Below are 25,388 nucleotides of genomic sequence, written 5' to 3'. Positions count from 1 at the left end.
CCGGCTGGGGGTCCGCCGTGCGGTCCCGATAGGGTTGGGGCATGCCGTCGTTCCAGACCAGACTGAAGATCACCGGGCTCAAGCCGGGCAACCCGCCGGAGGCCGTGATGGCTGCGGCAGTCGAAGCGCTGGAGACGCGGCACCACGTTGAAGCGAACCAGCTCGACCTGGCCGGGGGCGTTCCTCAGCTGAACCTGCGCTTCCTGGTCGAGCCCACCTCCTACAGCGGCGAGAACAGCCAGGCGCTGGAGTCGGCAGCGATGATGCGCGACGCCGTCGAGCGCGTTGCGGTGACCGGAAACCTCATGGTGCTCCGCCGCAACCGCGGCCGCTGGGCGCCCGTGTAGGCAGGGGCCGGGCGTCGGGCTCAGAAGTCCAGTTCCTCCTCGGGCCCGTCCACCACCGGGGAACGGTTGCCGCGCTTGCGCGTGACAATCACCCCCACGACGGCGCCGACCAGCATCCCGACGCCGACCCCGATCAGTGAGCTCGCCCAGAACGGCAGTCCGGTGGCGGCGCCGGTGGCATAGCCGAGGCCGACGGACCAGATGGCCCAGAGGAGGCCGCCGAGTGCTGCGCAGAGGCTGAAGCCGCGGGTGGAAACGTTGGCGATGCCGGCGGCGGCAGTGGTCGCCAGGCGCCCGCCGGGGATGAACCGGACGCCGATGATGGCCCCGTAGGTGGTGGACCGACCGGCCTTCCCGATCGCCGTGTGCACGGACTGGTGGAAGGCCCGGCCCCACCGCCAGCGGTCCAGCACATGGCTCAGGCGCCGTTTGAAGAGCTGGAACACCAGGATGTCGCCGAACCAGGACGCCACCGCGGCGAGGAGCACCACCAGGAACACATTGGCGCGGCCGACGGCGGACAGGGCGCCCCCGGTGATGACCACCATTTCGGACGGAAGCGGCGGGAAAATGGCATCGCCCATGACCACCGGGATGATCCAGAAATAGATCGCGTCCCCCCAGCTGTCAGCGTTGCCGAAGTCCATGGGCACAAGGTACCGCACTTCCGGCCGGACGCCGGTCCATGACGGGTGCGGGCTTGTGCGGCTTTATGGGAGGGCCGGCTGCGGGCCTCATCATGTGGCTTGGCGGGCCTCGGTGAGCTCCAGCCCGCTGCGGTACTCCACCGGGTTGCCGGTGATGGGGTCCACGAACCGGATCCCGCGGGCCAGGAGCTGGAGCGGCTTCGAGTAATCGTCCGGCGCCTTGTCCAGCAGCTCCGGGTAGAAGGCGTCGTTGACGATCCCCAGTCCCAGCGATGCCATGTGCACCCGGAGCTGATGCGTCTTGCCCGAGTGCGGCTCCAGCCGGTACAGCGCACGGCGCGTGGCGCCGCCGTCGGACGCGTTGTTGGGGGTATCGGCGCCGGGGGTGGCCGGGGCAGCGCCGTCGAAGATCCGCAGCCGTTCGATCCGGGTCTCGGCGTTGGGTTCGCCGTCGATCACCTCGGCCAGCAGGTAGCTGCGGGACTTGGTCATCCGGTTCCGGACCACTGCGGGGAAGTCGACGGCGGCGTGCCCGGGCGCGGGCTCCGCGGCGGACACGCACTCGTACTCCTTCTGGACCTGACGCTTCTCGAAGAGCACCTGGTACTTGCCCCGCGTTTCGGGATTCGTGGAGAGCAGCAGGATTCCGGCGGTCATGCGGTCCAGCCGGTGCATGGGAATGAGGTCCGGGAGGTTCAGCTGGTTCCGGAGCCGGACCAGTGCGGACTCCTGGATGTAGGTGCCACCGGGCGTGGTGGGGAGGAAGTGCGGCTTGTCCACGACGAGGAGGTGGTCGTCCTGGTGCAGGATGGCCAGCTCGACCGGGATCCGTTCCTCCGGCGGCAGAGTGCGGTAGTACCAGATAAAGGTGTGGTTCCGCAGCGGGGTGGCGCGGTCGAGCGGGATGCCGGCCTCCCCAACGATCTCGCCGGCGTCAAAGCGGTCCTCGATGCCCTGCGGGTCGATGTGGCCCCAGCGGTGCATCATGTAGTCCATGGCAGTGTCCCATGGCCCCTCGTCCGGGAGGCGGAGGCGGGTCGCGTTGACGCCGTCGCGCACGGGCAGGGGGGATTGCATCACCGGTCCATTCTACTTTGCCGCCCGGTTGCGCCCGCGTGGGTGGGCCCAGCGGCGACCTCGGTGCAGACAGGCTCCCACCGACGATAAAAAAGTTCTTGACGAATAAAACTGTCGGTGGCCAGAATGGTGGCATGTTGGACATCGAAGTGATCGAAGACCCGGCCGCGGCGGAGGCGTCCCTGGATCCGATCCGGACCCGCATGCTGATGGAACTAGCCGAGCCTGGCTCGGCCACGCAGCTCGCCGCCAGGGTCGGCCTGCCGCGGCAGAAGGTGAACTACCACCTCAAGGCCCTGGAACGGCACGGGCTGGTGGAACTGGTGGAGGAGCGCCGGAGGGGCAACGTCACGGAACGCATCCTCCGGGCGAGCGCAGCCTCCTACCTCATTTCCCCTGCGGCGCTGGCGTCGGTGGCCCCGGACCCGCACCGGTTCTCGGACCGCTTTTCGGCCTTCTGGCTGCTGGCCCTGGCCAGCCGCATGGTCCAGGAGACGGGCCGGCTGATCGCCGGAGCCGCCGCAGCAAAGCAGCCGCTGGCCACCTTCGCCATCGACGGCGAGATCACCTTCCGCACGGCCGCGGACCGGGCCGCCTTCGCCGAGGAACTCGGCGTCGCCGTGACCAGGCTCGTGGACAAGTATCACGACGGCGGACCGGCGGCCCAGGGGGCGGGCGGTGCCGCGGGGCGCAAGCACCGCCTCGTCGTCGCGCTTCACCCTTCGCTCAAGACATCACCCAAGAACCCATCAGCTAAGGAGCAGGACAATGACTGACAAACGGAACTTCGAAATCATCGTGGACACGGAACTGCCCGGCACCCCCGAGCGGGTCTGGGAAGCTGTCACCGCCGGCACGCCGGCGTGGATGTTCCCCACGGACGGGTGGCCGGCCGTGCGCACGGTGGAAGAGTACCCGGCCCATTTGGTGTCCCGGATGGACGGCCCGGACGGCTGGTTCAACCAGTTGGAGCACGTCCTGGAACCGCTCGACGGCGGCCGCGCCCGGCTGCACTACGTCCACAGCGGCATCTTCGCCGAGGACTGGGACCAGCAGTACGACGGCGCCAGCAAGCACACGGAGTTCTACCTGCACACCCTCGGCCAGTACCTGCAGTACTTCGACGGCAGGCCGGTGGTCTTCACCGACGTCCAGGCACCTTCGGCCTCGGCGGCCCCGGACGGCTTTGTCCGGCTCAAGAAGGCCCTGGGCGTTGAGGGGGCGGCGGCCGGCCGTGCCGTGGAGCTGGAGCTCGACGGCGTCGGGAAGCTCTCAGGTGAGGTGGACTTCGCCAACGAGAACTTCCTTGGCCTGCGCACCGCGGACACTCTGTACCGGTTCTTCGGCCGCAATGCCTTCGGCGCCACGGTCGGCATGACGGTCCACGACTTCAGCGGCAGCGGGGATTCCGAAACCACGGCGAAGGCCTGGGGCGGCTTCCTCGAGAAGGTCTATGCCTAGCCGGTTGGCATCTCGCGGCCAGCGCGGCGGCCCGGAACCCCTGGCGACATTCCAGAAACCCGCCGATGCGCGGAATCCCCGGCGACGCTGGAATATCGCAGCGTCAGAAACGTCGCGCATCGTGGGCGAGGAGCCGCGTCGCCACGCCCCTTCCCGGGTAGCGCCGGAAGGCCGGTGCAGGCTCAGGCGATGGCCGCGTCCGGCGGGGCAGGGACGTTCCGTCGTAGCTGCGGGGAAGTCGCCAGCTTGTCCTGGGCAGCACGCAGCGCCAGCACGGCGGTTTCCAGCTGCTCCGGGGGCAGGGTGAACGGCACGCGGAGAAAGTGCTCGAAGGCGCCGCCTGTGCCGAAGCGGGGCCCGGCCGCGAGCCGGATGCCGTAGTCCGGGGCCACCACGGCCAGCGCGGTGCTGATGGGGGCGGGCAGGCGGCACCAAACCGACAGGCCGCCGTCGGGCCGTTCGCTCTGCCAGTCCGGCAGGTGTCCGGCGATGAGCTCCAGCAGGGTGTCACGGTTGTCCCGCAAGGTGGCCAGCCGGGCCGGAAGGGGTTCGGAGAGCGCGTTGACGAGGTGGGCCGCAGCGAGCTGTTCCACCACCGGGCCGCCGAGGTCCATGGTGGTGCGGGCGGCGGCGAACCGCTGGATCAGGGATTCATCGGCCCGGATCCAGCCGGTCCGCAATCCTGCCCAGTGCGACTTGCTGAGGGAGCCGATGGAGACCACGGCGGGGCTGAAGGCGGCCACCGGCGTTGAGGCGGCGCCGTCGAGGTTCAGCTCCCGGAGTGTCTCGTCGACGACGAGAACTGTCCCCGCTGCCGCGGCGGCGCGGACCAGCCGGCGGCGCTGGGCATCTGACATCAGCCGCCCGGTGGGATTGTGGAAGTCCGGGACCACGTAGGCCATGGCGGGCCGCTGCTGCGTCAACGCGGTCTCAATCGCCGCCAGATCCCAGCCCGGGCGGCCGCCGGAAGGCGCTGCGGACGGGGCGGGGGCATGGGCGGCCGGCATGGCCACCGGCACCAGCCGGCAGCCCGCGGCCCGGATGGCGTCGATCGCGTTCGGGTAGCTGGGATGCTCCACAAGGACCTTGTCGGCCCGGCCGGCCAGGGTGCGGAGCACGACGTTCAGCGCGTGCTGCGCGCCGGAAGTCACCAGAATCTGCTCCGCCGTGGTGGGCACGCCGGCCGCCGCGTAGTGGCTGGCGATGGCTTCCCGCAACGGGTTCACGCCCAGGGCGTCGTAGCCGAACCCGGGCAGCAGCGCGGGCAGCTCGGTCAGGGCGGAGGCGAACGCCCGGTGCACCACCTCGCCGCTGGCCGGCAGCGAGGCATAGGCGAGGTCGAGGATTCCGTCCGGAACGGCCAGGCCCGGGGCGCCGCTGAGGTTCGCCCCGCCATTGCCGGTGCCACGTGGACTGGCCTGCGGGATGCAGGTCCGGCCGCGGCTGCCTTGGCCGCTGCTGAGGAAGCCCTGCTCGCGCAGCAATGAGTACGCCGCCGTGACCGTGGTCCGGCTGATGCCGAGGGTCGCGGCGAGGGCACGTTCGCTGGGCAGCGCGACGTCGAGGGGCACGCGGCCGTCCAGGACCAGGAGGCGGACGACGTCGGCGAGCTCCCGGTAGGCGGGTGCCGCGCCGAAGTTCCACTCGCCGAGCAATCGGGCCAAGGAACTGGAATTCAGGGATCCGGACATAGAGCCAGTATTTCAAACTGGCTATGGAATGCAAGGCCAGTTGTCCGGCAGGATGGGATCCATGATGACCCGCAGACTCTCCCAGCTCCTTATCGGCCTCGCCATGTACGGCATCTCCCTGGCCATGTTCATCCGCGCCGGCCTCGGACTGGATCCTTGGGACGTCTTCCACCAGGGTCTCGCGGTCAAGACAGGGCTGAGCATTGGCACGGTGGTGGTGATCGTCAGCTTCCTCGTGCTGCTCCTGTGGATTCCGCTGCGGCAGCGGCCGGGCATCGGCACCCTGTGCAACGCCGTACTGGTGGGCGTCTTCGCCGACGTCGGACTGGCCCTGATTCCCGAGTTTTCCCACCTCGGCGGGCAGGCCGGGATGCTCGCGGGCGCCATCCTGCTCAACGGGATCGCCTCCGCCTGCTACATCGGCGCCCGGCTGGGACCCGGGGCACGGGACGGTCTCATGACCGGACTCGCGCGGCGCACGGGCTGGTCCGTGCGGACGTCCCGCACGGGCATTGAGATCGTGGTGCTCGCGGCAGGCTGGCTTCTTGGCGGATCCGTGGGCATCGGGACGGTGCTGTACGCCCTGGCGATCGGCCCGCTGGTGCAGCTCCTGCTGCCGCGGTTCACCGTGCCGGAGCTGAAGGACTCCACGCTCCCGGCAGCGGCAACAGATCCCGCCGTCGCAACACCCTGAACAGCATTTAGCTAGCCGGTGCCCGGCGCCGGCTGGCACGCAGGGCAATAGTAGATGTCCCGTTCCTCCGTACCGGTGCCCTTGGCGAGGACCCCGCGCCGCACCGGGGTCCGGCACTTCAGGCAGGGCTGGTGTTCGCGCCGGTAGACCCAGTAGCCGGGCAGCCCGGAGCTCCGCCCCACGGCAACGCCGCGCGGGTTCAGGACCGTGGTCCGGCGGCCTGGCCCCAGGTTGGCCTCCAACAGGAGCTTGGCATCGGTGATCATCGCCGCCACGTCCGGCACAGCCGAGACGGGCGCCGCCGGGTGCACCCCGGAGAGGAAACAGGCTTCGCAGCGGTAGATGTTGCCGATCCCCGCGAGGTTCCGCTGGTCCAGCAGCGCGACGCCGATCGGGACGTCCGGTGCGGCGCGGATCCGCCGCTCCGCCTCGGCCACGTCCCAGTCCGGGCCGAGCAGATCCGGGCCAAGGTGGCCGACGATGGAGTCTTCCTCGGAGGTGCGGACCACTTCCAGGATGCCGAGCGAGAATCCGACGGCGTCTGCCGCGGCGGTGCGCAGCACGCACCGGGCGGTGAAGCCCGGCTTCCGCCAGCGGCCACCCGGAGGGTACACCTGCCAGGTTCCCTCCATCTTGAGGTGGGAATGGATCGTCAGCCGGTCCGGTTCCGCCGGGCTGCCACCACGTTCCCGTACCGGGCCCTCGACCCGCATCAGCAGGTGTTTGCCGCGCGGGACCACCTCGGTCACGGTCCAGCCGCCCAGTTTGAGGGTGGCGAACCGCGGCACGCGGAAATCGGACGAGATCAGCTGCTGGCCCGCCAGCGCGGCATGCAGCTGGGCGGCCGCGCGGAAGACCGAATCGCCCTCAGGCACGGATCCTCAGCCCCTTCGGGGTGGAGTAGGCGCCGGCATGGGCCAGGGCGGCGGCGACGGGTGTGTCCAGGATGCCGTGGCCGTTGACCTTTTCCATGATCAGCTTGTCCACCGCGCCCCGGGTGACCACACCCACCAGGGCCGCGCCGGCCGCGGCCAGGACCGACGTGTCCTCGCTGAACGCCAGCAGGGTCTTGCCGCCGCGCTCCACGTAGAGGACCAGGGCGCCGTCGACCAGCACCACCAGGGCGCCCGCCTTCCGGCCGGGACGGTGGCCGGTTCCCGCCTCGACGTTAAGCGCAGGCCAGGGCAGGGCGGCGCCGTAGGGGTTGGCGGGGTCCGTCGCGGCCAGGGCCAGGGCCGCCGGCTCGGGCCTGTGCAGCTGGGTGTCCTCGGCGTAGGAGCGCAGCCGGTCCACGGTGGCAGGCACGGCGAACTGGGCCGCCCCAAGGTGCTCGATGAAGTAGCCGCGGCGGCACCGGCCGGCTTCCTCCAGCCGGGCCAGGACCTTGTACATGAGGCCGAATCCGCCCAGGATGTTCTCGGCCATGACCGAGCCGCGGGTGACCACGCCGTACCGGTCCAGCAGGAGTTCCGCGGTGGCCCGGGCGTGGATGGTGGCATCCAGCTCGGGCGCGGGCAGGGCGGACCAGCGGCCCGCGGCCAGCGGGGGAGTGGGTGCCGTGCCGGTCACGGAACCGTACCGCCCTCCGGTCAGCCCGGGGGACCCGAGCAATCCGGTCCCGTGGGCGCGTCCCAGCCGGCTCATCCGGGGAGCCCGGGCCCGCGGCGCGCGGGCAACCTGCCGGTGCGCCGTGTGGCCGCCGGCAATCATCGCCCGGACCGGGGCGAAGGTGTCGCCGGTGATCCGCCCCGCCCAGGCGAGGTCCCAAAGCGCGGAGACGACGTCCTGGTCGCTGAGCACCGCGTCCATGCCCCCGGCGACCTCGGTCAGCTGCCGGAAGAAGTAGCCGCCGCCGTTGTTGCGCAGGTGGTCCAGCAGCCGCTGCTGCGCGTCGCCCGGTTCGAAGTCGATGGCCGGGTTCAGCGTGAGCTCGGCGGAATCGGCCAGATGCAGGCTGACCCAGCCGTCGTTGCCGGGGAGTGCGCCCGCGCCGGACCAGAGCACTTCGCCGGCCGCCATGAGTTCATCGAGCATGGCGGGCTGGTAGTCCGATACCCGGCCGGCGAGGATCAGCGGTTCCCAGGCGGAGGCCGGAATGGGCACGCCGGAGAGCTGGTCGACGGCGGTGATGATCCCGTCCAGTCCGCGCAGCGCCGACTGCCCGCGCTTGCCCGGGACACGGACGTTTTGCCAGGCCGGCAGGAAACGTCCGTACGCAGCGGCGTCCACGGGCTCGACCTCGGCCCGCAGCGCCGCCAGCGAGCGGCGGCGGAGCTTGCGCAGGACTTCCGCGTCACACCATTCGCTGACGCTCGCCAGCGGCGCCGCCGCGGGGGCGGGCTGCGTCGCGGAGTCCGCATCGCCGTCGTCGGCCCCGGCATCGGGCACCGGCGCGGGCGGGGGCGCGGCGTGCGGACGGAACTCGCCTTCCACCACGCGACCGTCCGCGGCGAGCCGCTTCAGCGCGGTGCCGACGACGGCGACGCCGAGTCCCAGCCGGGCGGCCGCCTCGGCGGACGTGAAGGGCCCGTGGGTGCGGGCGTAGCGCGAGACGAGGTCGCCCAACGGATCAGCGACCGGCTCGATGAAGGCCAGCGGCACACCCATCGGCAGCGGGACGCCGAGGGCGTCGCGCAGGCGGGCGGCGTCCTCAACTGCGGCGTAGCGCTCGGCGCCGCCGACGTTGACCTTGATGGCGCGGTTGGCGCGCTGGAGCGCCACGAGGTGCGCGGCGGCATCGGCGACAGGGGCCTCGGCCTCCGGAGCCCGGATTTCCTGAGCCTCGGCAGGCCCGGCGTCAACGCCAGGCTCAGTTTCCGGAGCAGGCCCGGCGGCCAGCGCAGCCTCAACCGCCGGTTCGAGCCGCGCGGCGACTTCCTCCGGGGTCAGCGGGCCCAGCAGCCGGAGCAGGTCCGCGACACCTTCGAGCCCGCGGACCTTCCGGTCCGGCGCGAGACGCTGCAGCTCCCGCTCGGTCGCGTCAATGACCTTGGCATCGAGCAGCTCGCGCAGCTCCACCCGGCCGAGGAGCTCATTGAGCAGGGTCGAATCCAGCGCCAGCGCCGCGGCCCGGCGCTCGGCCAGCGGGGAATCGCCCTCGTAGAGGAACTGCGCGACGTACCCGAACAGCAGGGACTTGGCGAACGGTGAGGGCTGCTGCGTGGTGGTCTGCACGATCCGCAGCTCGCGGCGCTCGATCGACGCCGCGATGTCCTTCAGCGCCGGAAGGTCGTACACGTCCTGCAGGCACTCGCGGACCGTCTCCAGGACGATCGGGAACGTGGGGTACTTCCGGGCAACATCCAGCAGCTGGGCAGAACGCTGGCGCTGCTGCCACAACGGCTGCCGTTTGCCGGGGTTCTGCCGGGGCAGGAGCAGGGCGCGGGCGGCGCACTCGCGGAAGCGGGAGGCGAAGAGGGCGCTGCCGCCGACCTCCGCCGTCACGATCTGCTCGAGTTCCTCCGGGTCGAAGAGGAACAGCTCGGCGCCGGGCGGCTCGTCCTCCATCATGGGCACCCGCAGCACGATGCCGTCGTCGGCGGCCATCGCGGAGCCGTCCATGCCGTAGCGCTGGTGGAGCCGCTGCCCGACGGCGAGGGCCCACGGCGCGTGCACCGGCATGCCGAACGGGCTGTGCAGCACCACCCGCCAGTCGCCGAGCTCGTCGTGGAAGCGCTCCACCACCAAGGTGGTGTCGCTGGGGACCACCTCGGTGGCCAGCTTCTGCTCGCCGAGGTACTGGATCAGGTTGTTGGCGGCGAAATCGTCGAGGCCGCTGGCCTTGCAGCGTTCGGTGGCGGGCCCGACGTCGGACGCCGACAGTTCGCGCACGAACGCGCCCAGGGCACGGCCCAGGTCAACCGGACGGCCGAGGGAGTCGCCCTTCCAAAACGGGAGCTTCCCGGGCTGGCCGAACGCGGGGGAGACCAGGACCCGGTCGTGGGTGATGTCCTCGATCTTCCAGCTGGTGGCACCCAGGGCGAAGACGTCACCCACCCGGGATTCGTAGACCATTTCCTCGTCGAGTTCGCCGACCCTGCGGCCGCCCTTGGCCGCGGCTGCGGCCGGGCTGGCGGCCCTGCCGTCGCCGGCGGAGCCCCCGGCTCCGGAGGAACCGGTCCCTTCGACCTCGGTGCCAATGATGTAGACGCCGAAGAGCCCGCGGTCCGGGATGGTGCCGCCAGAGGTGACGGCCAGCCGCTGCGCGCCGGGGCGTCCCTCGATGGTCCCGGCGTTCCGGTCCCAGATGATGCGGGGCCGCAGTTCCGCGAATTCGTCTGACGGGTACCGGCCGGCGAGCAGGTCCAGCGTTGCTTCGAAGGCGGAGCGGGGGAGCGACGCGAACGGCGCCGACCGCCGCACGGTGGCGAACCAGTCCTCCACATCGATGGAACCCAGCGCCGTGGCCGCGACGGTCTGCTGGGCCAGGATGTCCAGCGGGTTCGCGGGAACGAAGAGCCGTTCGATCTTGCCGGCGAGCATCCGTTCCACCGTGATGGTGGTGTGCACCAGATCCGCGCGGTGCTTGGGGAACAGTACGCCCTGGGAGACCTCCCCGACCTGGTGGCCGGCGCGGCCCACCCGCTGCAGCCCGCTGGCCACGGACGGCGGGGATTCCACCTGCACCACGAGGTCCACGGCGCCCATGTCGATGCCGAGTTCCAGGGAGGATGTGGCCACGACGCAGCGCAGCCGGCCGGATTTCAGGTCGTCCTCGATCAGCGCCCGCTGGTCCTTGGAGACCGAGCCGTGGTGGGCGCGCGCCAGGACAGGATCCGCGCCGGTGGTGCTGCCGGCCTGCGCCATCATGTGGGCCGGGGTCGCCGTCGACGTCGGGGCTGCTTGCCCGGGCGCCCCTGCGGCGCCGCCGGGACGCGCCCCCGCCGGGACGGCTTCGAAGTCCGGCGCCCCGGCACCAAAATCGTCCCAGCCGCTGCCGGCGGCCATGAGTTGGCGCTCGGCGTAGATCTCGTTGAGCCGGGCGGTCAGCCGTTCGGCGAGACGGCGGGAATTGGCGAACACAATGGTGGACTGGTTGGCCAGCACCAGGTCCACGATCTGCTCCTCCACGTGCGGCCAGATCGACGCTTGCGGCTGCAGCCCCGAGGCCGGGCCGGAGTCGAACGCGCCGGCCGCACCCTGCAGATCGGACATGTCCTCCACCGGGACCGAGACCGTCAGGTCCCAATTCTTCTTCGACGGCGGGGCCACGATCTCCACCGGTGCGGAGCCGGCGAGGAACTGTGCCACCAGCTCCTTGGGCTCCACGGTGGCGGAGAGCCCGATCCGCTGGGCCGGCTTGGGCAGCAGGGCGTCGAGGCGTTCCAGCGACACGGCCAGATGCGCGCCGCGCTTGGTGCCGGCGACGGCGTGGACCTCGTCGACGATAATGGTGTCCACCTCGCTCAGCGTCTCCCGTGCCTTGGATGTCAGCATAAGGAACAGTGATTCGGGGGTGGTGATCAGGATGTCCGGCGGGTTGCTCAGCAGGGAGCGGCGGTCCGACGCCGGGGTGTCGCCGGAGCGTACGCCCACCGTGATCAGCGGCGCGGGCAGGCCGAGGCGTTTGGCGGTCTGGGTGATCCCGATCAGCGGGGCGCGGAGGTTGCGTTCGACGTCGACGCCGAGCGCCTTAAGCGGCGAAATGTAGAGGACACGGGTTTTGCGTTTGGGCGCCTTCCGCCGGATTCCTTTCGTGGTGTCCAGTCCGGGCAGCGACTCGGGCTCGGCGGGGGCAGAGGAGAGCAGCCGGTCGAGCGCCCAGAGGAAGGCCGCTAGGGTCTTTCCGGAACCGGTCGGGGCGACCACGAGAGCGTGCGCGCCGGAGGAGATCGCGTTCCAGGCGCCGTTCTGGGCCGGGGTGGGCTCAGTGAAGGCACCCAGGAACCAGTCCCGGGTCGGCCGGCTGAACCGGTCCATGGCGTCTGCCGCGAGTGTGCCTCCGGCGTGCTCCTGCCCCTGCATTCCTCCATCATGCCCTAAGGCAACGACAGGAAATGGCGGGCCGCAGCCCGGGCAGCCTCACCTCGGCGGAAGAAAACCTACTGGGCCTGGAAAGCGCCGACCGTGAGCAGGTTGATGCCGGCGTTGCTGCAGGCGTCCCGGGGCTGCGCGACGAACAGCGAGGCGGTGTCCTCAGGCGGGTAAACGCGGAAGCCGGCCGCCGCAACGACCGTGCAGTCCGGGTAGTTGCGGGCCTGGGTGTAGCGCAGGGTGGCGGCGCCGGCCTGGCCCGGTTCGAGCAGAACCTCGGTGGGAGGGGTGGTGTCCCGGGCCGCTGCGGCGCCGATCGGGTCCCCGTCGGGCCCGGCGGTGAGGGAGACGCCGGCAAAGCCAAACAGCAGGCAGGGTTCGGAGCCGGTGTTCGTCAGGAGCAACTGCATGTAGACGCTGCCGGCCGCGCCTCCGCCGGTGGAATCGGTGGTGGCCGTCAGCCCTGCGGCCTTGCAGAGCGCAGGTCCGGCGGGTGCTGGCACCGCCGGCGTGGGAGTCGAGGCGCCGGAATCGGCGGCGGCCGCGCCGGAGGAGGCGGGCTGGCTCTCGGAACTGGTGGGCGATGCCGCTGGAGTGCTGGACGCTTGGGACTGCGGGGTGCCAGCGCCGCAGCCGGCGAGGAAAAGCACTGCCGCGGCTGCCGCCGTCGTAAATGCCAGTCTGTTGGTGATTCGCTGAGCCGTCATGGCACCACCTTCGTGCCCGACGTGGCTTGAGTCAACGATGCCACGACGGCCGCGCCCGATTGATGCCCGGATTGTGATTTCCGGGCATCAATCGAGGTCAATTACTCCTTGGGGGAGCCGGGTGCCGAGGCCCCGGCCGGAACCGGCTTGTTGCTCCGGCTGCGGACCAGGGCGAGGCCGCCGAGGCCGAGTCCGCCCACGCCGGCCACCAGCCCGGCCCAGCTCCGGGCCTGGGCGCCGTCGTCATTCACAGCCGCGGCCTGGACGGTCTCCGGGTTGGTGTCCGACGTGCTGGCGGCATGGGCCGCGTGCCCGTCAGCCGCAGCGGCAGCCGTGACCGTCACCGACGGTGCCGGTGCCTTGAGTGAGTGCGGATCCTGCCCCTCGGCGGGGAGCTGGGACCAGTCGGTCTGGCCGACCTCACAGTTCTGCAGCGTCGGGAAGTACAGGGTCTTCCCCGCAACATCGGGCAGCTTGACGGAGAGCACCAGGGCATCGCGGAGGGAAGGATCCAGCGGTGCCTTGGCGGTGTAGACGATCTGGCTGGTCCGCTTGGTGATGGAGGTGCCGTCCGCGAGCTTCTTCGGTTCGGCCAGCTGTTCCGTGACCTTCTCGGCTGTCCAGTTCGGGTTGACCGTAGGCTGCGCATCGTTGAGTTCGGCGGGCAGGGTGATGGTCACCTTCGTGGTGCCGGACTCCTCGCAGCCGTGCGGGATTCCGAAGGTCAGCAGGGCGTAGGAGTTCGCGGTGGTCTTATCCGGAGTGACGCCGACGTGCGCCGAGGCGCCCGAAATACCGGCGAGCATCAGGGCAGCGGTTCCGCCGGCTACAGCAGTGGCAGTGAGGGTACGGCGCAGGGAGGAAGTCTTCACAGGGGTTGCCTTTCAGGCGTGCGTTGCCCGGGGGCAACGCAAAAAATGGGGAGGCGTGGCGGCGATGCTCGCGATCCGGACCCGCTATTAGGGGCCGGGTGTTTTCCAGCGGGCGCGGCCGCGGCCGGGTTCAGGTCAGGAAAATACGACGGCGGCGGGCGGCCCGCGGCGGCAATCGCGCCGGAGGTTCCGCCAGGGCAGCGGCGCGGACTCCGCCGGCCAGCCGACGACCGCCGGCGGCGCCGGCACGGCTGCGGGCGCTACGGGGACCGGGAGCCCGAGCAGCGGGCGGAGCCAGGCCGCGAGGGACCACAGGGCCGCCTCGCCCCTGGCGAGGAGAACAGCGCAGAGGAGCGTTGCCAGTGCGTGGCCGGCGAGCATCAGCAGCGAAAGGAGGGCGAATTGTGAGTCCGGCACGGACGCCGCGAACTGGCCGTCACCACTGACAGGCAGGGGAACCGGTCCGAGGTGGTGCGGCGCTGCGTGGCCTGCCGGTTCTGACGAGGTTCCAGGCGCCGGGACGCTGAAGGCGGTGAACGCCTTGTGCAGCACCAGTTGCCCGGCGCCCAGCAGTCCGGCCATGGCAGGAAAGTTGAGCTTCAGCCGGGTGGCGGTGGTGGAAGCCAGTGCGGTCAGGGCCAACAGGGCCAGCAGGATGCCGGGGGAGGGGAGCCGGCCACCGGCCAGCGTGTGCGCTCCGGCGGCCAGGGACAGGACCGTGAGTGCCACCATGGCCGAACGCAGGGCGTGGAACGGGGCTCTGGCGGCTGTGCGCACGGAACACTCCCTTCCCCGGCGGCCAATGGTTGCTCCCGCGGGCGGTATTGCCTGCGGGCTGTCCCACGATTCTACCGGCCGGGCTGGGAAAAACCTGCGGCGGGGAGGCCGGCTGCCCGGACGGGATCAGTCTGTTTCGGGGCCCCAACAAAAATGGCAGTCCTCCGTGCACAGGTCATCGACGGGCAGCTCCTCAACCGGGGTGCCGACTCGTCGGGCGGTCAAAAGTCCGGGGGCGCCGTCGGCCCGGTCCTGCTGCAAAGTCACGATGTGTCCTGATCGTCATGGTGCGGAACGCTGATGGGATTCAGCTAACCCTGTGGGGCGGCGGCTCCTCAATGGAACAACTGACGGCTGCAACAACTCCGCCTTGTGCAGGCGTCCAACCCATGCAGGTGTCCAACGAATGCCTGGGCCACGGTGGCCGTCAAACAGAGATACCCCGGTCCGAGGACCGGGGTATCCCTATCGACGTGAACTCAGTTCACGGTGTCGGCTGACTGTCAGTCGACGATTCAGTTCACCGGGGCGGCGGCAGCAGCGCCGGACAGCAGGAGCCAGGTGTCCACCACGGTGTCGGGGTTCAGCGAGACGGAGTCGATGCCTTCCTCGACCAGCCACTCGGCGAAGTCCGGGTGGTCGCTCGGCCCCTGGCCGCAGATGCCCACGTACTTGCCGCGCGCCTTGCAGGCCTTGATGGCCATGCTCAGGAGCTTCTTGACGGCAAGGTTCCGCTCATCGAAGCTTGCCGCGACGATCGCGGAGTCGCGGTCCAGGCCCAGGGTCAGCTGGGTCATGTCGTTCGAACCGATGGAGAAGCCGTCGAAGTAGTCCAGGAACTCGTCGGCCAGCAGCGCGTTGGACGGAAGTTCGCACATCATGATGACCTCGAGCCCGTTTTCGCCGCGGCGCAGGCCGTTCTCGGCGAGCAGGTCGATGACGCCGCTGGCCTCGTCCACGGTGCGCACGAACGGGATCATCAGCTTGACGTTGGTCAGGCCCATCTCGTTGCGGACGAAGGAAAGTGCCTCGCACTCCAGGTCGAAGCAGTCCCGGAAGGACGGCTCGAGGTACCGGGAAGCGCCGCGGAAGCCGATCATTGGGTTCTCTTCGTGCGGCTCGTAGGCCGGCCCGCCGAGGAGGTTGGCGTACTCGTTGGACTTGAAGTCGGACATCCGGACAATCACCGGCTCCGGCGCGAACGCCGCGGCGATGGTCGCCACGCCCTCGGCCAGGCGCTTGATGTAGTAGTCGCGCGGGCTGTCGTAGGCGGCGATCCGTTCCCGGATTTCCGCCAGGACGTCCGCGGGCTGGTCGTCCATGTTCAGCAGCGCTTTGGGGTGGATGCCGATCTGGCGGTTGATGATGAATTCCAGCCGGGCCAGGCCCACGCCGTGGTTGGGCAGCTGCGCGAATGTGAACGCCTGCTCGGGCGTGCCCACGTTCATCATGACCTTGACCGGGGCCTCGGGCAGCTGGGTGATCTCGGTTTCTTCGACAACGAAGTCCAGCAGGCCTTCGTAGATGACGCCGGTCTCGCCGTCGGCGCAGGACACGGTCACGTCGAGTCCGTCGGAGAGGACATCCGTGGCGTCCCCGGTGCCGACGACGGCGGGAATCCCCAGTTCGCGGGCGATGATCGCCGCGTGGCAGGTGCGTCCGCCGCGGTTGGTCACGATCGCGGAGGCGCGCTTCATGATCGGTTCCCAGTCCGGGTCGGTCATGTCCGCGACGAGGACATCGCCGGTCTTGAAGGCGGCCATCTGGTCAATCGCGGTGAGGATGCGGACGCTTCCGGCGCCGATGCGCTGACCGATGGCGCGGCCCTCGACCAGCACACGGCCCGTCTCGTTCAGGCGGAAACGGCTCAGGCTGCCGGAGGTCCGGCGGGACTGCACGGTTTCCGGGCGTGCCTGCAGAATGTACAGGCCGCCGTCGATCCCGTCCTTGCCCCATTCGATGTCCATCGGGCGCCCGTAGTGGTTCTCGATGGCGACGGCGTGGCGGGCGAGCTGCTCGACGTCGTCGTCGTTAAGGCTGAAGCGGTTCCGCAGGGAAGCCTCGACGGGAACGAAGTCAATGGTGTGGCCGACCTCGCGGTTGCTGGTGTAGGTCATCTGGAGAGCCTTCTCGCCCAGCCCGCGCTTGAGGATGGCCGGGCGGCCCGCCTCCAGGGCGGGCTTGTAGACGTAGAACTCATCCGGGTTGACGGCGCCCTGGACGACGGCCTCGCCCAGGCCGTAAGAGGAGGTGACGAAGACGGCGTCCTTGAACCCGGATTCGGTGTCCATGGTGAACATGACGCCGGAGGCGCCGACGTCGGAACGGACCATGCGCTGGACGCCCGCCGAGAGCGCCACTTCGGCATGCTCGAACTTGTGGTGCACCCGGTAGGCGATGGCCCGGTCGTTGTAAAGGGACGCGAAGACATCCTTGATGGCCTGCAGGATGTTCTCGATGCCGCGGACGTTCAGGAAAGTTTCCTGCTGGCCGGCGAAGGAAGCGTCGGGGAGGTCTTCCGCCGTCGCGCTGGAGCGGACTGCCCAGGAGAGGTCCTCGGAACCTCCGTGCTTCTCCACCAGCGTCTGGTACGAGGCGCGGATCTGCGCTTCGAAGTCCGGCAGGAACGGCGTCTCGCGCATGAGCTTGCGGATTTCCTGGCCGGCTGCCGCCAGTGCCGTCACGTCATCGGTGTCCAGGCCCACCAGCCTGTCGGCGATTTTCTGGTCCAGTCCCGAGTCCGCCAGGAAGCTGCGGTAGGCGTCGGCGGTGGTGGCGAAGCCGTCCGGGACCTGGACGCCGGCCGACGTCAGGTTCTGCACCATCTCGCCGAGGGAGGCGTTCTTGCCGCCCACCCGCTCCAGGTCCTTGAGGCCGAGTTCTGAGAACCACAGGATGTCTGTCGTCATGGTTACTGCTCCTTTGCAGATGATGGCAYGCGGTATCGCCGCCCGCCCGGGGCGGTCGCCGGTTGATGGGCGCAATCGCTGTCAACATTGACAGGTCTCCGCCGGTGTTTCCACCTGATGTGGTCCACGCAACACTTGTGAAGCCCCTGCCCTTAGTGCTTGAGATTCATCTTTTGCAGGATAGTGGCTGCCATTTCCTCAACCGAGACGCTGGCCGAATTAAGGTAGGGAATTCCGTGAGACACGTAGAGCCGCTCGGCGCTGCGCAGCTCGAAGCCGCACTGGCGCAGTGATGCGTAGGGCGAGCCGCGGCGGCGTTCGGTGCGGACCTGGCTGAGGCGCAGGGGATTGGTGGTGAGGCCGAAACACTTTGAAATGAACGGCCGCAGCGGCTTGGGGAGTCCTTCCCGGTCAAAGTCCTCGTCCACCAGCGGGAAGTTCGCGGCAAAGATGCCGTGCTGCAGCGCCAGGTACATGGTGGTGGGTGTTTTGCCGCACCGGGACGGGGCCACCAGGATGACCTGGGCCTTTTCGAGCGCGCGCAGGCTCTGGCCGTCGTCGTGCTCCATGGCGTATTCGACGGCGGCCATCCGGGACTGGTAGCGGGCCGCGTTGCCCAGTCCGTGGGCCCGGCCCGGTTCCCCGCTGGACGCGGTCCCCAGGGCCCGCTCCAACTGCCCGACGTGGGTCCCGATGAGGTCCACAATGATCCCGTTGCAGGTGCCCAGGGTCTGGCGGATTTCGCTGCCGACGGCGGTGGAGAAGACGATCGGCTGCAGGCCGGTGGCGGCACGGTGGTCGATCACTTTGACGACGGACCGGGCCTGGTCGACGGTGGTGATGAAGGGGATCGTGATGCGGTCGAACTCGTTCTCGGGGAACTGCGTCAGCAGGGTGTTGCCGAGCGTTTCTGCGGTGATGCCCGTGCTGTCCGAAAGGAAGTAGACCGGGCGGAGAGCGTCATTGGTCATAAACGCATTGTGCACCAGTGGGGGCCTCGGGTAGTTCCATGACGCTCTGGGGAGCGAGGAGTATGGTGTGTCTCACGTCACTAAGGGAGCCCAATGAGCTACAAATTTCGAATCGTCAAGGTTCGCGGCACGGACTTGGTCGGAACCATTGCCCGCAAGCACGGGACCCCGTCCGAAATCTACGAAACCTCGAAGGACCCCAGCACTTCCGTGGTGCCCGTGTATTTCCAGGAAACCGGCGAGGTCCGCTTCTTCGACCGCTCCGTTTTAGAGGACGTGGTGACCCCGGCCGGCTGACGAAGTTTTTAAAACTTCAAATGGGTGCCCATTGCCCGTCGAAGCTAAGCCGTCTAGCCTGACGATGGGATCTGGCCTGGGCATCTTTCTGGGGAGAGACCATTTCGGTGTTCCGATCGAGCCGGATTCTGCAAAGGCTGGCTCCATGGTCTCAAAACGATGGAGCCAGCTTGCCGGAATTCCTGATGCTGAGTGCCGGTGCGAGGGGCGTTACGGCGTCTTCGGTCGAAGTGCAACCAGCCAGCCGGCCCACTCGCGGGCGGCGCTGGAGGTCCACGTCTTCGCCCCGCTGGGTCCCGCGTTCACCTGAATGCCGTCGGCAACCTCGAAACGGCGTGCGCCGGCCTCGACTGCCTGGGCCATGCCGGCCGGGGGAGTGAGGCTGGCCGAGCCGGAGTTGACGCTCATGCATCCGACGAGCATCGCTTTCGCGGTCGTGCTCGTCACTGCTGGGACGGTCCCCGAGGATGTTGCCGCGCCGGACGCGGACGTGGCGGCGGTGTCAAGCCCTGCGGCGCCGGAATACCTCGCGATACCCCCTCCGCTTGTCGTCGAAGTCGTGGTCCAGGAATAGCTCGCCGACTCGGACGCAGTGGCCACCTTGTAGTAGCCGTAGACTTTCGGGTTCGCGATGGTGGTCACGGCGGCCAGCCGTGTCCACCCGGCCGGGGCCCCTGTCGTGGCGATGCTGCCGCCGTTCAGGGAGAGACAGCTGACGAGGAGGTCTCCCTGGGCGACGTTGGCGGGCTTGGGGATCGTGAGCGTGGTGCCCGCTGCGGTGTTCGTGGCTTGGCTTACCGACTCGCGGACGATGCCGCTGCCGCCGCCTGGGCCGCTGGGGCTGACGCTCCACGTCTGCGTCGCTGCTGTCGCATCGGTGTTGCCGGCTGCGTCGGTGGCCCAGACACCGAATGTGTGGGACCCGGTCGACAACCCGGTGTAGGTCTGGGGCGAGGTGCACGCGACGCGCGGCCCACCGTCCAGGCTGCACTGGAACGTCGAATTGGCTTCACTTGAGGTCAAGGCGAAGGAGGCGCTGGTCGACGTCGATGTCGCAGGTGGTCCCGACGTGATCGTCGTCTCCGGGGGAGTAGTGTCCCCTGCCGGAGGCGTCGTGGCCACGGTCCACGTATAGCTGGCGGGAGTCGGGTCAGCGCCGTTCTGGTCACCGGCACGAACCTGGAAGGTATGGGCGCCACTGGACAGTCCTGTGGACGACACCGGACTGATGCAGTTGGCGAATGCTGCCGAGTCGAGCGAGCAGGTGAAGGTCGCGCTGGTTGATGTCGAGGTGAAGCTGAACTGAGCCGATGTGGAGCTCGTCGGGTTGGCAGGCTTGCTCGTGATCGTCGTGTCCGGCGGTTGGGGAGTGGGGGTCCCGGCCCCGATTTTGCGCGGGTCGTAGGCCGCATCGACGAGAAGGGCCGGCGTGTAGGCGGCAGCGATGGACTGCCACGGCACCGCCTTGAAGTTCTGGCGCTGCCCGCCGTCGTTGGCGGTGTCCTGCGTTACAAAGAAGCCCTGGGGGAAGGGCCCGCCGACGCCGAAGTTCGTGACGTCTACCCCGTCCATGCCGGTGACGGCATCGATCCCGTTCCCGGCCGGGATTGCGAAGGCTCCCAGCGGTCGGTTGTCGTCGCGGGCGTAGGCGTGGAATCGGTTCGAGCCCTGGCTCGCGGCCAGCAGGTAACCGGCGCCCCCGCTGCCGTAGTAGATGCTGATGCCCTTGATGTCCTGGACGATGTCGCCGCCATTCTCAGTGGTGCTGGCAACTCTCGTCCCGGCGGTCGAGTCCCCCGGCTCGGCGCCGTAACGCCAGATCCCGCCGATGTCCTCCTGCGCGATGTAGAGCCGCTTCATCTCATCATCGGCCACCAGGCCCTCGGTGTGGGCGGGACCGCTCACCGTCCAGCTGCGCACGAGCCGTCCCGTAACTGATCCGGTGGAGCCATCGAGTTCCCACTGCTCAACCTTGCCGATATCGGTAACATAGGCGAAGTATTTTCCGGTGTCCGGGGAGTGGTAGAAGGAGAACCCGCGGGGCGTGGCAATGTTGGCGGTGGGCGCGAAGCTGCCGACCTTCGTCAGCGAACGATCCGACTCGTTGACCTTGTAGAAGTCAAGGCTCCGTGCCCGGTTCGAGGCGCCGACCAAGCCGACGCGGCTGCTGCCGAGGGGGAAGTTGTAGCGGACATCAACGTTGTTCATCCGTCCGTCGGGGTAGTAGAACAACTCCCGTCCTGACAGGTCGTAGACAACAAGACCGCGCCCATCTGTGCTTTTGTCCGTGCCAATGATGGTGCTCTTCGACGGGTCCGTGGGATGGATCCAGATGGCCGGGTCGTCCGCGGCATCCCCTGATCCGTGTATCGGGGCTGTTTCGACCGTTGCGCTGACCTGCACCACGGCCGCACTCGCGACCGGAGCGGCGAGCCCCACGAGTAGTCCAGCCAATATCAAAGGTGTGAGGATTCTGGCGACTATGCGCATGATGACCTCTCTGTCATCTGGGAGAAAAGTCCCGGGAAACCACGCATGAAGATGGGAGATCTGCAGGCGGATGAGTGCACTGACACGCAACTGGTGACGGATGGATCTACGGTCACCCCGCGGAGTTAAACTTCTAATCCTGCGACCTTGGGAATACCTTGGAGGCTAGGCCAGAAACCGAGCCGGCCAAGGCCGGCTCCACAGGTGTGGCGGCTGGAACAACCGATGCCACCCCTACGTCTGGACCAGACCCAGGAGCGCGACACTGGATCCGAAGGACCCCTTCAGTTGGGCTACTACGTTGCTTCCGGGATGCCGAATCGCTTCCCAACGAGTATGCGGACGACCGCTTCCAGGGGCTGATCTTCCAGCTCAACGCCCTCGCCTCCGTAACGAATTCCCGTTTCGTCCCCCACTGCTTCGATGTCAAAAAAGTTGAGGACTTCGGCCACGCGCACGTGATACTCGGTGGCGGTCATCCGGCGGGACGCCCGCACTGGAATTGTGCTGAGTGTGCGCGCGACCGCAGCATCGGATTCAATCATGGGCGCACTTTGGCATGACATCCGCCATTGCACAAGGGGGGTTCTTCGAACCTAGTAGGGATATGAGGCGGCGTTAGACTCGCGGGAGGCGAGCCCATCCTCGCGGCACCCGTCGGCAAACCCTGTCGGCGCCGGTTCCGATGCCGCGGGTCGTCGCGCAAACACCGACCAGACTGCTGGCCGCTTGTTCGGGCGAGAGTGCGCAGTCGATCCACAACATGACCGTTATGTTGTGGCCTTGAAGTCAAGGGTGGCTCGGCGCACGAGCAAGCCGGCTGACGGAACTGGCGGCTCAAATTGTCGTTGCCACAACGGGCACCGACGCAACTGTTGCTGCTCACTCGAGCATCCGCTTCCCGTGGATGGTGAGCCCTGAGCTGCTGACGGTGATGCCTGTGACGACGCCGTCCTGGCCACAGCCCGTGCGTTCCTTGCGCGCCGAACCGAGCGACGATGGGATCGGTGAACTACTAGGCACCCTCCGCCGGGGGCCACTTCTCTTTCAACTTTTGGATGAATTCACTCGCCGTGAGCCCGCTGGCCAGGAACGCGTTGATGTTCTCGACTGTCTCGCGGGTGGGGTGCAAGCCGTCCAGGGCCCAGCTGGCCATCGTGTCGATGGTGAGTTCCCGTTTCTGCTCAGGGGTCAGGACGCGGTCAACTTGTTCGGCGGCCACCACTTTCGGCGTTCTGCGGTTGCTGCTTTCACTCATGGCGACCTGCCTCTCTGGTGCTCCAAGTTTATCTACTGAGCCTGGCCTGGGTGCCTTCTCAGTGGCTCCGGAGTTTCTTGCTGGGAACGAACCGAAGAGTGTTTCGGGAAGTCCTACCAAGTTCTAGCTGGTTCTATGAAAATCCGTAGAACCAGCTAGAACTTGATAGAACTCTGAAGACTTGGGTTCTGGCCCGGGCGCTCCTGGTCGGCGGCCGCGGGCGTCCGCCAGCTCCGGCGCGGGGCTCGAGCGCGTGCATAGGCATCCCCGGTCCGGAGGCGATCCCCGAAAAATGCACCAAAAATGCACCACGCAGCTCCTGAGAATGCAGAAAACCCCCGGTTTCCCGGGGGTTTTCTTTGGCGGTGACGGTGGGATTTGAACCCACGTTGGCTTTTACACCAAACAACATTTCGAGTGTTGCACCTTCGGCCGCTCGGACACGTCACCAACCTGAATAGGTTACCGGAGCCGGGCGCTGATCCACAAAACGGAGCCCTGCCTGACGCGCCGGCGGCACGCCCGGTGCCCATGACACTTCCCCGCGCCGTGCCACGGCACTAGATTCATAAGCAAGATGAGTACTTCTGAACAGCACACCACAGCGACCGCTTACTGGACCGTCGGCCCGGAGATGGGGGAGCTCCGGCGCGAGGACCTGCCCGCTCCCGGCCCCGGCGAAGCCCTGGTCCGCACCCTGTTCTCGGGCATCAGCAAAGGCACCGAACTGGTGGTCCACAACGCGCGCGTGCCGGAATGCGTGGCAGAGGAAATGGCCGCCCCGAACCAGGAAGGCTCCTTCCCAGCCCCGGTGAAGTTCGGCTACCTCTCCGTCGGCGTCGTCGAGGACGGCCCGGCTGAATGGCTGGGCAAGACTGTCTTCTGCCTGTACCCGCACCAGGACCGCTACGTCGTGCCGGTGGAGTCCCTCACCGAGGTTCCGGAGGACGTCCCCGCCCGCCGCGCCGTGCTCACCGGCACGGTCGAGACCGCCATCAACGGGATCTGGGAGGCCGGGCCCCGCCTCGGCGACCGCGTCGCCGTGATCGGCGCCGGCCTCGTCGGGGGCATGGTGGCCAAGCTCCTGGGCGGTTTCCCGCTCGGACGGCTGCAGCTGGTCGACGTCGACCCGGCCAAGCGGGCGTTCGCCGAAACGCTCGACGTCGACTTCAGTCTCCCCGACGACGCCCTGCCGGACTGCGACATCGTGATCCACTGCTCCGCCTCGCAGGAAGGCCTCGAACGCGCCCTGCAGCTCGCGGGCGACGACGGAGACGTCATCGAAATGTCCTGGTACGCCGACCGCAAAGTCACCGTGCCGCTGGGGGAGGACTTCCACGCCCGCAGGCTCTCCATCCGCGCCAGCCAGGTCGGCGTCGTGGCCCGCGCACGCCGCCACCGCCGCACCAACGCCGACCGGCTCCAGCTCGCCGTCTCGCTGCTGCGCGATCCCGGGTTCGACGTGTTCCTCACCGGCTCCTCCGCGCTCGACGAGCTGCCCGACGTCGTCCAGCAGCTTTCCGACGGCACGCTGGACGCGCTCTGCCATGTCATCGAATACCCCGCCACCACAGAAGCCACGAGGTAAATCCGTGTTCAGCCTGACCGTCCGCCGCAACTTCATGATCGCCCACAGCCTCCCGCGCCCGGCATTCGGACCCGCCCAGGGCATGCACGGCGCCACCTTCGTCACGGAGGTGACGTTCCGCCGTCGGGCCCTCAACGACGACTCGATCGTCCTGGACATCGGCGAGGCCGGCGAAGTGCTGGACTCGATCCTCGAGGGCCTGAACTTCAAGAACCTCGACGAGCACCCGGACTTCGCGGGCAGGCTCAGCACCACCGAGGCCCTGGCCCAGTACGTCGCCTATGCCGTGGCGGCGAAGATCCGCCGCGGGGCCGACGGCAGGGAACTGGCCGGGCTGGACGTCACCCTCCGCGAAACCCCCGACGCCTGGGCCAGCTACTCGCTCGACTTCGAGGCCAGCTAGGACCTCGGTGCCGGCAAGTAACGGGCTGCCAGTAATAAACACGGTGCCGCCGGGCAGCCTCCGCCTCCGGCTTGTGGTGCCTGGCAACGTGCGCCACAACTCCGGCGGCAACGTCTACAACGCCGCCCTCGCCCGGGAGCTGGCCGCGCTGGGGGCGGACGTGGAGACCTGTCCGCTCGACGGCGGCTGGCCGGTAGGCAGCGCGGAGGACCGGCGCCTGCTGGCCGGCCTGCTCAGTGACGACGGCGACGACGACGGCGGAGCCTCCGGGAGCACCGCCGGGCATAAGGTCACGATTGTCGACGGGCTCCTCGCCTGCGGGGCGCCGGAGGAGCTGGCAGCCGCCGCAGCCGCCGGCCGGCCCGCCTGGATCCTGCTCCACATGCCGTTGGACGACACGGGGCAAGATGGAGCCGGGCTGGAACGCCGGGCATTGCGGGCGGCGGCCGGGGTGATCTGCACGAGCACTTCTGCTGCGGCCCGGATCCGCGCCAGGCACGGACTCCACGGCATCCTGGTTGCGCTGCCGGGCACGGACAGCGCCGCTCTGGCGTTGGGATCGGAGCCGCCGCATCTCCTGGCTGTCGCCGCCCTGTTGCCCAACAAGGATCAGTCACTGCTCCTTGCCGCGCTGTCGGCCCTGACGGACCTGCCGTGGACCGCGTCGCTGATCGGTTCCGACACCGCGGACCCGGCCTATGCCGCGAAGCTCCGGGACGCGGTGACGCGGCTCGGGCTGGAGGGCCGCGTCCGGATCCCGGGGGAGTTGCGGGGCGGAGCGCTCGAAGCGGAGTGGGCTGCGGCCGACCTCAGCCTGCTCATCTCGCAGGCCGAGACCTTCGGGCTCGTGGTCACGGAATCGATTGCCCGGGGTGTGCCCGTCGTGGTCCGTGCCGGGACCGGCGCCGTCGAAGCGCTCGCCGCCGGCACCCCTCCGCCAACGCCGACGCCGACGCTGTCGACAACGCCCACGCCAGAGCACGGCACGGCACCGCCCCTTCCCGGTACCGCCGTCGCCCTTGGCACGGACCCGGCTCCCCTCGCGGAGGTGCTGCGGCGCTGGCTGTCCAACCCCTCCCTCCGGACCCGCTGGCGGGCCGCGGCGCTCGACGCGCGGGACCGGTTGCCCGGCTGGGACGCCACGGCCCGGACCGTGCTGGAAGCGGTGAACCCGGAACACCCGGCGGCGCCGCCGTCTGCCGCGGGGGAGTAAAAGCCTGGCGCGG

21 protein-coding genes and 1 tRNA gene are annotated in these 25,388 nt (G+C 68.8%); 8 read left to right on the top strand and 14 right to left on the bottom strand.

Features of this window, described 5'->3' with window-relative positions; all coding sequences use genetic code 11:
• Positions 1 to 41: 41 nt before the first annotated feature.
• Positions 42 to 347, top strand: a complete 306-nt coding sequence (locus AB4Y67_RS10090; RefSeq protein WP_224048488.1) for a hypothetical protein — start codon at positions 42 to 44, stop codon at positions 345 to 347.
• Between the two features lie 20 nt (positions 348 to 367).
• Here the strand turns inward: AB4Y67_RS10090 and AB4Y67_RS10085 are convergent, their stop codons facing one another.
• Positions 368 to 994 (bottom strand): DedA family protein, encoded by a 627-nt coding sequence (locus tag AB4Y67_RS10085; RefSeq protein ID WP_441405638.1) that lies wholly within the window; start codon positions 992 to 994, stop codon positions 368 to 370.
• A 90-nt stretch (positions 995 to 1,084) separates the two neighbouring features.
• Positions 1,085 to 2,071, bottom strand: coding sequence for an RluA family pseudouridine synthase (locus AB4Y67_RS10080; protein WP_441405702.1), 987 nt, complete (start codon positions 2,069 to 2,071; stop codon positions 1,085 to 1,087).
• Positions 2,072 to 2,205: 134 nt separating this feature from the next.
• Here AB4Y67_RS10080 and AB4Y67_RS10075 point away from each other — a divergent pair, with 134 nt between their 5' ends.
• A complete protein-coding gene (locus AB4Y67_RS10075; RefSeq protein WP_441405637.1) occupies positions 2,206 to 2,847 on the top strand; it encodes a helix-turn-helix domain-containing protein in 642 nt (213 codons plus the stop codon).
• Positions 2,840 to 3,532, top strand: coding sequence for an SRPBCC family protein (locus tag AB4Y67_RS10070; protein ID WP_441405636.1), 693 nt, complete (start codon positions 2,840 to 2,842; stop codon positions 3,530 to 3,532). The genes AB4Y67_RS10075 and AB4Y67_RS10070 overlap by 8 nt, the downstream gene beginning before the upstream one ends.
• A gap of 182 nt (positions 3,533 to 3,714) precedes the next feature.
• Here the strand turns inward: AB4Y67_RS10070 and yczR are convergent, their stop codons facing one another.
• Positions 3,715 to 5,223, bottom strand: a complete 1,509-nt coding sequence (gene yczR, locus AB4Y67_RS10065) for a MocR-like transcription factor YczR (protein WP_441405635.1) — start codon at positions 5,221 to 5,223, stop codon at positions 3,715 to 3,717.
• A gap of 61 nt (positions 5,224 to 5,284) precedes the next feature.
• Between yczR and yczE the strand changes: the two genes are divergently transcribed.
• Complete coding sequence (gene yczE, locus AB4Y67_RS10060; RefSeq protein WP_441405634.1) at positions 5,285 to 5,917, top strand: membrane protein YczE; 633 nt, start codon at positions 5,285 to 5,287, stop codon at positions 5,915 to 5,917.
• Positions 5,918 to 5,928: 11 nt separating this feature from the next.
• Here yczE and AB4Y67_RS10055 read toward each other — a convergent pair whose 3' ends face one another.
• The 7 genes from AB4Y67_RS10055 to AB4Y67_RS10025 form a co-directional block, all read right to left on the bottom strand.
• Positions 5,929 to 6,792, bottom strand: coding sequence for a DNA-formamidopyrimidine glycosylase family protein (locus AB4Y67_RS10055; protein WP_441405633.1), 864 nt, complete (start codon positions 6,790 to 6,792; stop codon positions 5,929 to 5,931).
• Positions 6,785 to 11,881, bottom strand: coding sequence for an Lhr family ATP-dependent helicase (locus tag AB4Y67_RS10050; RefSeq protein WP_441405632.1), 5,097 nt, complete (start codon positions 11,879 to 11,881; stop codon positions 6,785 to 6,787). Before AB4Y67_RS10050 ends, AB4Y67_RS10055 begins: the two co-directional genes overlap by 8 nt.
• A gap of 77 nt (positions 11,882 to 11,958) precedes the next feature.
• Complete coding sequence (locus AB4Y67_RS10045) at positions 11,959 to 12,597, bottom strand: DUF4232 domain-containing protein (RefSeq protein WP_441405631.1); 639 nt, start codon at positions 12,595 to 12,597, stop codon at positions 11,959 to 11,961.
• Positions 12,598 to 12,698: 101 nt separating this feature from the next.
• Complete coding sequence (locus AB4Y67_RS10040; RefSeq protein ID WP_441405630.1) at positions 12,699 to 13,469, bottom strand: YcnI family copper-binding membrane protein; 771 nt, start codon at positions 13,467 to 13,469, stop codon at positions 12,699 to 12,701.
• A 135-nt stretch (positions 13,470 to 13,604) separates the two neighbouring features.
• On the bottom strand, positions 13,605 to 14,246 hold the full coding sequence (locus AB4Y67_RS10035; RefSeq protein ID WP_441405629.1) for a hypothetical protein: 642 nt from the start codon (positions 14,244 to 14,246) through the stop codon (positions 13,605 to 13,607).
• Positions 14,247 to 14,761: 515 nt separating this feature from the next.
• Positions 14,762 to 17,155, bottom strand: a complete 2,394-nt coding sequence (ppsA, locus tag AB4Y67_RS10030; RefSeq protein ID WP_441405628.1) for a phosphoenolpyruvate synthase — start codon at positions 17,153 to 17,155, stop codon at positions 14,762 to 14,764.
• A 152-nt stretch (positions 17,156 to 17,307) separates the two neighbouring features.
• Entirely contained in the window at positions 17,308 to 18,126 is an 819-nt protein-coding gene (locus tag AB4Y67_RS10025) for a pyruvate, water dikinase regulatory protein (protein ID WP_441405627.1), read from the bottom strand.
• Positions 18,127 to 18,219: 93 nt separating this feature from the next.
• Here AB4Y67_RS10025 and AB4Y67_RS10020 point away from each other — a divergent pair, with 93 nt between their 5' ends.
• On the top strand, positions 18,220 to 18,423 hold the full coding sequence (locus AB4Y67_RS10020; protein ID WP_441405626.1) for a hypothetical protein: 204 nt from the start codon (positions 18,220 to 18,222) through the stop codon (positions 18,421 to 18,423).
• Positions 18,424 to 18,633: 210 nt separating this feature from the next.
• On the opposite strand, the gene AB4Y67_RS10015 is transcribed toward AB4Y67_RS10020, so the two are convergent.
• From AB4Y67_RS10015 to AB4Y67_RS10000, 4 genes are all read right to left on the bottom strand, one after another.
• Positions 18,634 to 20,877, bottom strand: coding sequence for a phytase (locus AB4Y67_RS10015; RefSeq protein WP_441405625.1), 2,244 nt, complete (start codon positions 20,875 to 20,877; stop codon positions 18,634 to 18,636).
• A 332-nt stretch (positions 20,878 to 21,209) separates the two neighbouring features.
• Positions 21,210 to 21,458 (bottom strand): hypothetical protein, encoded by a 249-nt coding sequence (locus AB4Y67_RS10010; RefSeq protein WP_441405624.1) that lies wholly within the window; start codon positions 21,456 to 21,458, stop codon positions 21,210 to 21,212.
• Between the two features lie 470 nt (positions 21,459 to 21,928).
• Positions 21,929 to 22,171: an antitoxin VbhA family protein gene (locus AB4Y67_RS10005; RefSeq protein ID WP_441405623.1), complete on the bottom strand. Its 243-nt coding sequence runs from the start codon at positions 22,169 to 22,171 to the stop codon at positions 21,929 to 21,931.
• 360 nt (positions 22,172 to 22,531) lie between these two features.
• Positions 22,532 to 22,621 (bottom strand) — tRNA-Ser (locus AB4Y67_RS10000).
• Positions 22,622 to 22,748: 127 nt separating this feature from the next.
• Between AB4Y67_RS10000 and AB4Y67_RS09995 the strand changes: the two genes are divergently transcribed.
• The 3 genes from AB4Y67_RS09995 to AB4Y67_RS09985 all read left to right on the top strand — a co-directional run bounded on the left by AB4Y67_RS09995 (position 22,749) and on the right by AB4Y67_RS09985 (position 25,375).
• Complete coding sequence (locus AB4Y67_RS09995; protein WP_441405622.1) at positions 22,749 to 23,759, top strand: dehydrogenase; 1,011 nt, start codon at positions 22,749 to 22,751, stop codon at positions 23,757 to 23,759.
• Positions 23,760 to 23,763: 4 nt separating this feature from the next.
• Positions 23,764 to 24,162, top strand: a complete 399-nt coding sequence (locus AB4Y67_RS09990) for a 6-pyruvoyl trahydropterin synthase family protein (RefSeq protein WP_441405621.1) — start codon at positions 23,764 to 23,766, stop codon at positions 24,160 to 24,162.
• 88 nt (positions 24,163 to 24,250) lie between these two features.
• Positions 24,251 to 25,375, top strand: coding sequence for a glycosyltransferase (locus tag AB4Y67_RS09985; protein WP_441405620.1), 1,125 nt, complete (start codon positions 24,251 to 24,253; stop codon positions 25,373 to 25,375).
• The last annotated feature ends 13 nt before the right edge of the window (positions 25,376 to 25,388 follow it).

This window comes from Arthrobacter sp. YAF17 (genome assembly GCF_052113365.1).
Lineage (GTDB): Bacteria > Actinomycetota > Actinomycetes > Actinomycetales > Micrococcaceae > Arthrobacter.
This window is presented reverse-complemented; position numbering and strand designations above follow the sequence as displayed.

What these genes read in the sequence shown, in the direction of transcription:
- AB4Y67_RS10050 (WP_441405632.1), bottom strand. Translation starts at nt 11,881, where the DNA reads ATGCAGGGGCAGGAGCACGCCGGAGGCACACTCGCGGCAGACGCCATG.
- AB4Y67_RS10080 (WP_441405702.1), bottom strand. Translation starts at nt 2,071, where the DNA reads ATGCAATCCCCCCTGCCCGTGCGCGACGGCGTCAACGCGACCCGCCTC.
- AB4Y67_RS10090 (WP_224048488.1), top strand. Translation starts at nt 42, where the DNA reads ATGCCGTCGTTCCAGACCAGACTGAAGATCACCGGGCTCAAGCCGGGC.
- AB4Y67_RS10025 (WP_441405627.1), bottom strand. Translation starts at nt 18,126, where the DNA reads ATGACCAATGACGCTCTCCGCCCGGTCTACTTCCTTTCGGACAGCACG.
- AB4Y67_RS10020 (WP_441405626.1), top strand. Translation starts at nt 18,220, where the DNA reads ATGAGCTACAAATTTCGAATCGTCAAGGTTCGCGGCACGGACTTGGTC.
- AB4Y67_RS10010 (WP_441405624.1), bottom strand. Translation starts at nt 21,458, where the DNA reads ATGATTGAATCCGATGCTGCGGTCGCGCGCACACTCAGCACAATTCCA.
- AB4Y67_RS10005 (WP_441405623.1), bottom strand. Translation starts at nt 22,171, where the DNA reads ATGAGTGAAAGCAGCAACCGCAGAACGCCGAAAGTGGTGGCCGCCGAA.
- AB4Y67_RS10070 (WP_441405636.1), top strand. Translation starts at nt 2,840, where the DNA reads ATGACTGACAAACGGAACTTCGAAATCATCGTGGACACGGAACTGCCC.
- AB4Y67_RS10045 (WP_441405631.1), bottom strand. Translation starts at nt 12,597, where the DNA reads ATGACGGCTCAGCGAATCACCAACAGACTGGCATTTACGACGGCGGCA.
- yczR (WP_441405635.1), bottom strand. Translation starts at nt 5,223, where the DNA reads ATGTCCGGATCCCTGAATTCCAGTTCCTTGGCCCGATTGCTCGGCGAG.
- AB4Y67_RS10075 (WP_441405637.1), top strand. Translation starts at nt 2,206, where the DNA reads ATGTTGGACATCGAAGTGATCGAAGACCCGGCCGCGGCGGAGGCGTCC.
- AB4Y67_RS10085 (WP_441405638.1), bottom strand. Translation starts at nt 994, where the DNA reads ATGGACTTCGGCAACGCTGACAGCTGGGGGGACGCGATCTATTTCTGG.
- yczE (WP_441405634.1), top strand. Translation starts at nt 5,285, where the DNA reads ATGATGACCCGCAGACTCTCCCAGCTCCTTATCGGCCTCGCCATGTAC.
- AB4Y67_RS09995 (WP_441405622.1), top strand. Translation starts at nt 22,749, where the DNA reads ATGAGTACTTCTGAACAGCACACCACAGCGACCGCTTACTGGACCGTC.
- ppsA (WP_441405628.1), bottom strand. Translation starts at nt 17,155, where the DNA reads ATGACGACAGACATCCTGTGGTTCTCAGAACTCGGCCTCAAGGACCTG.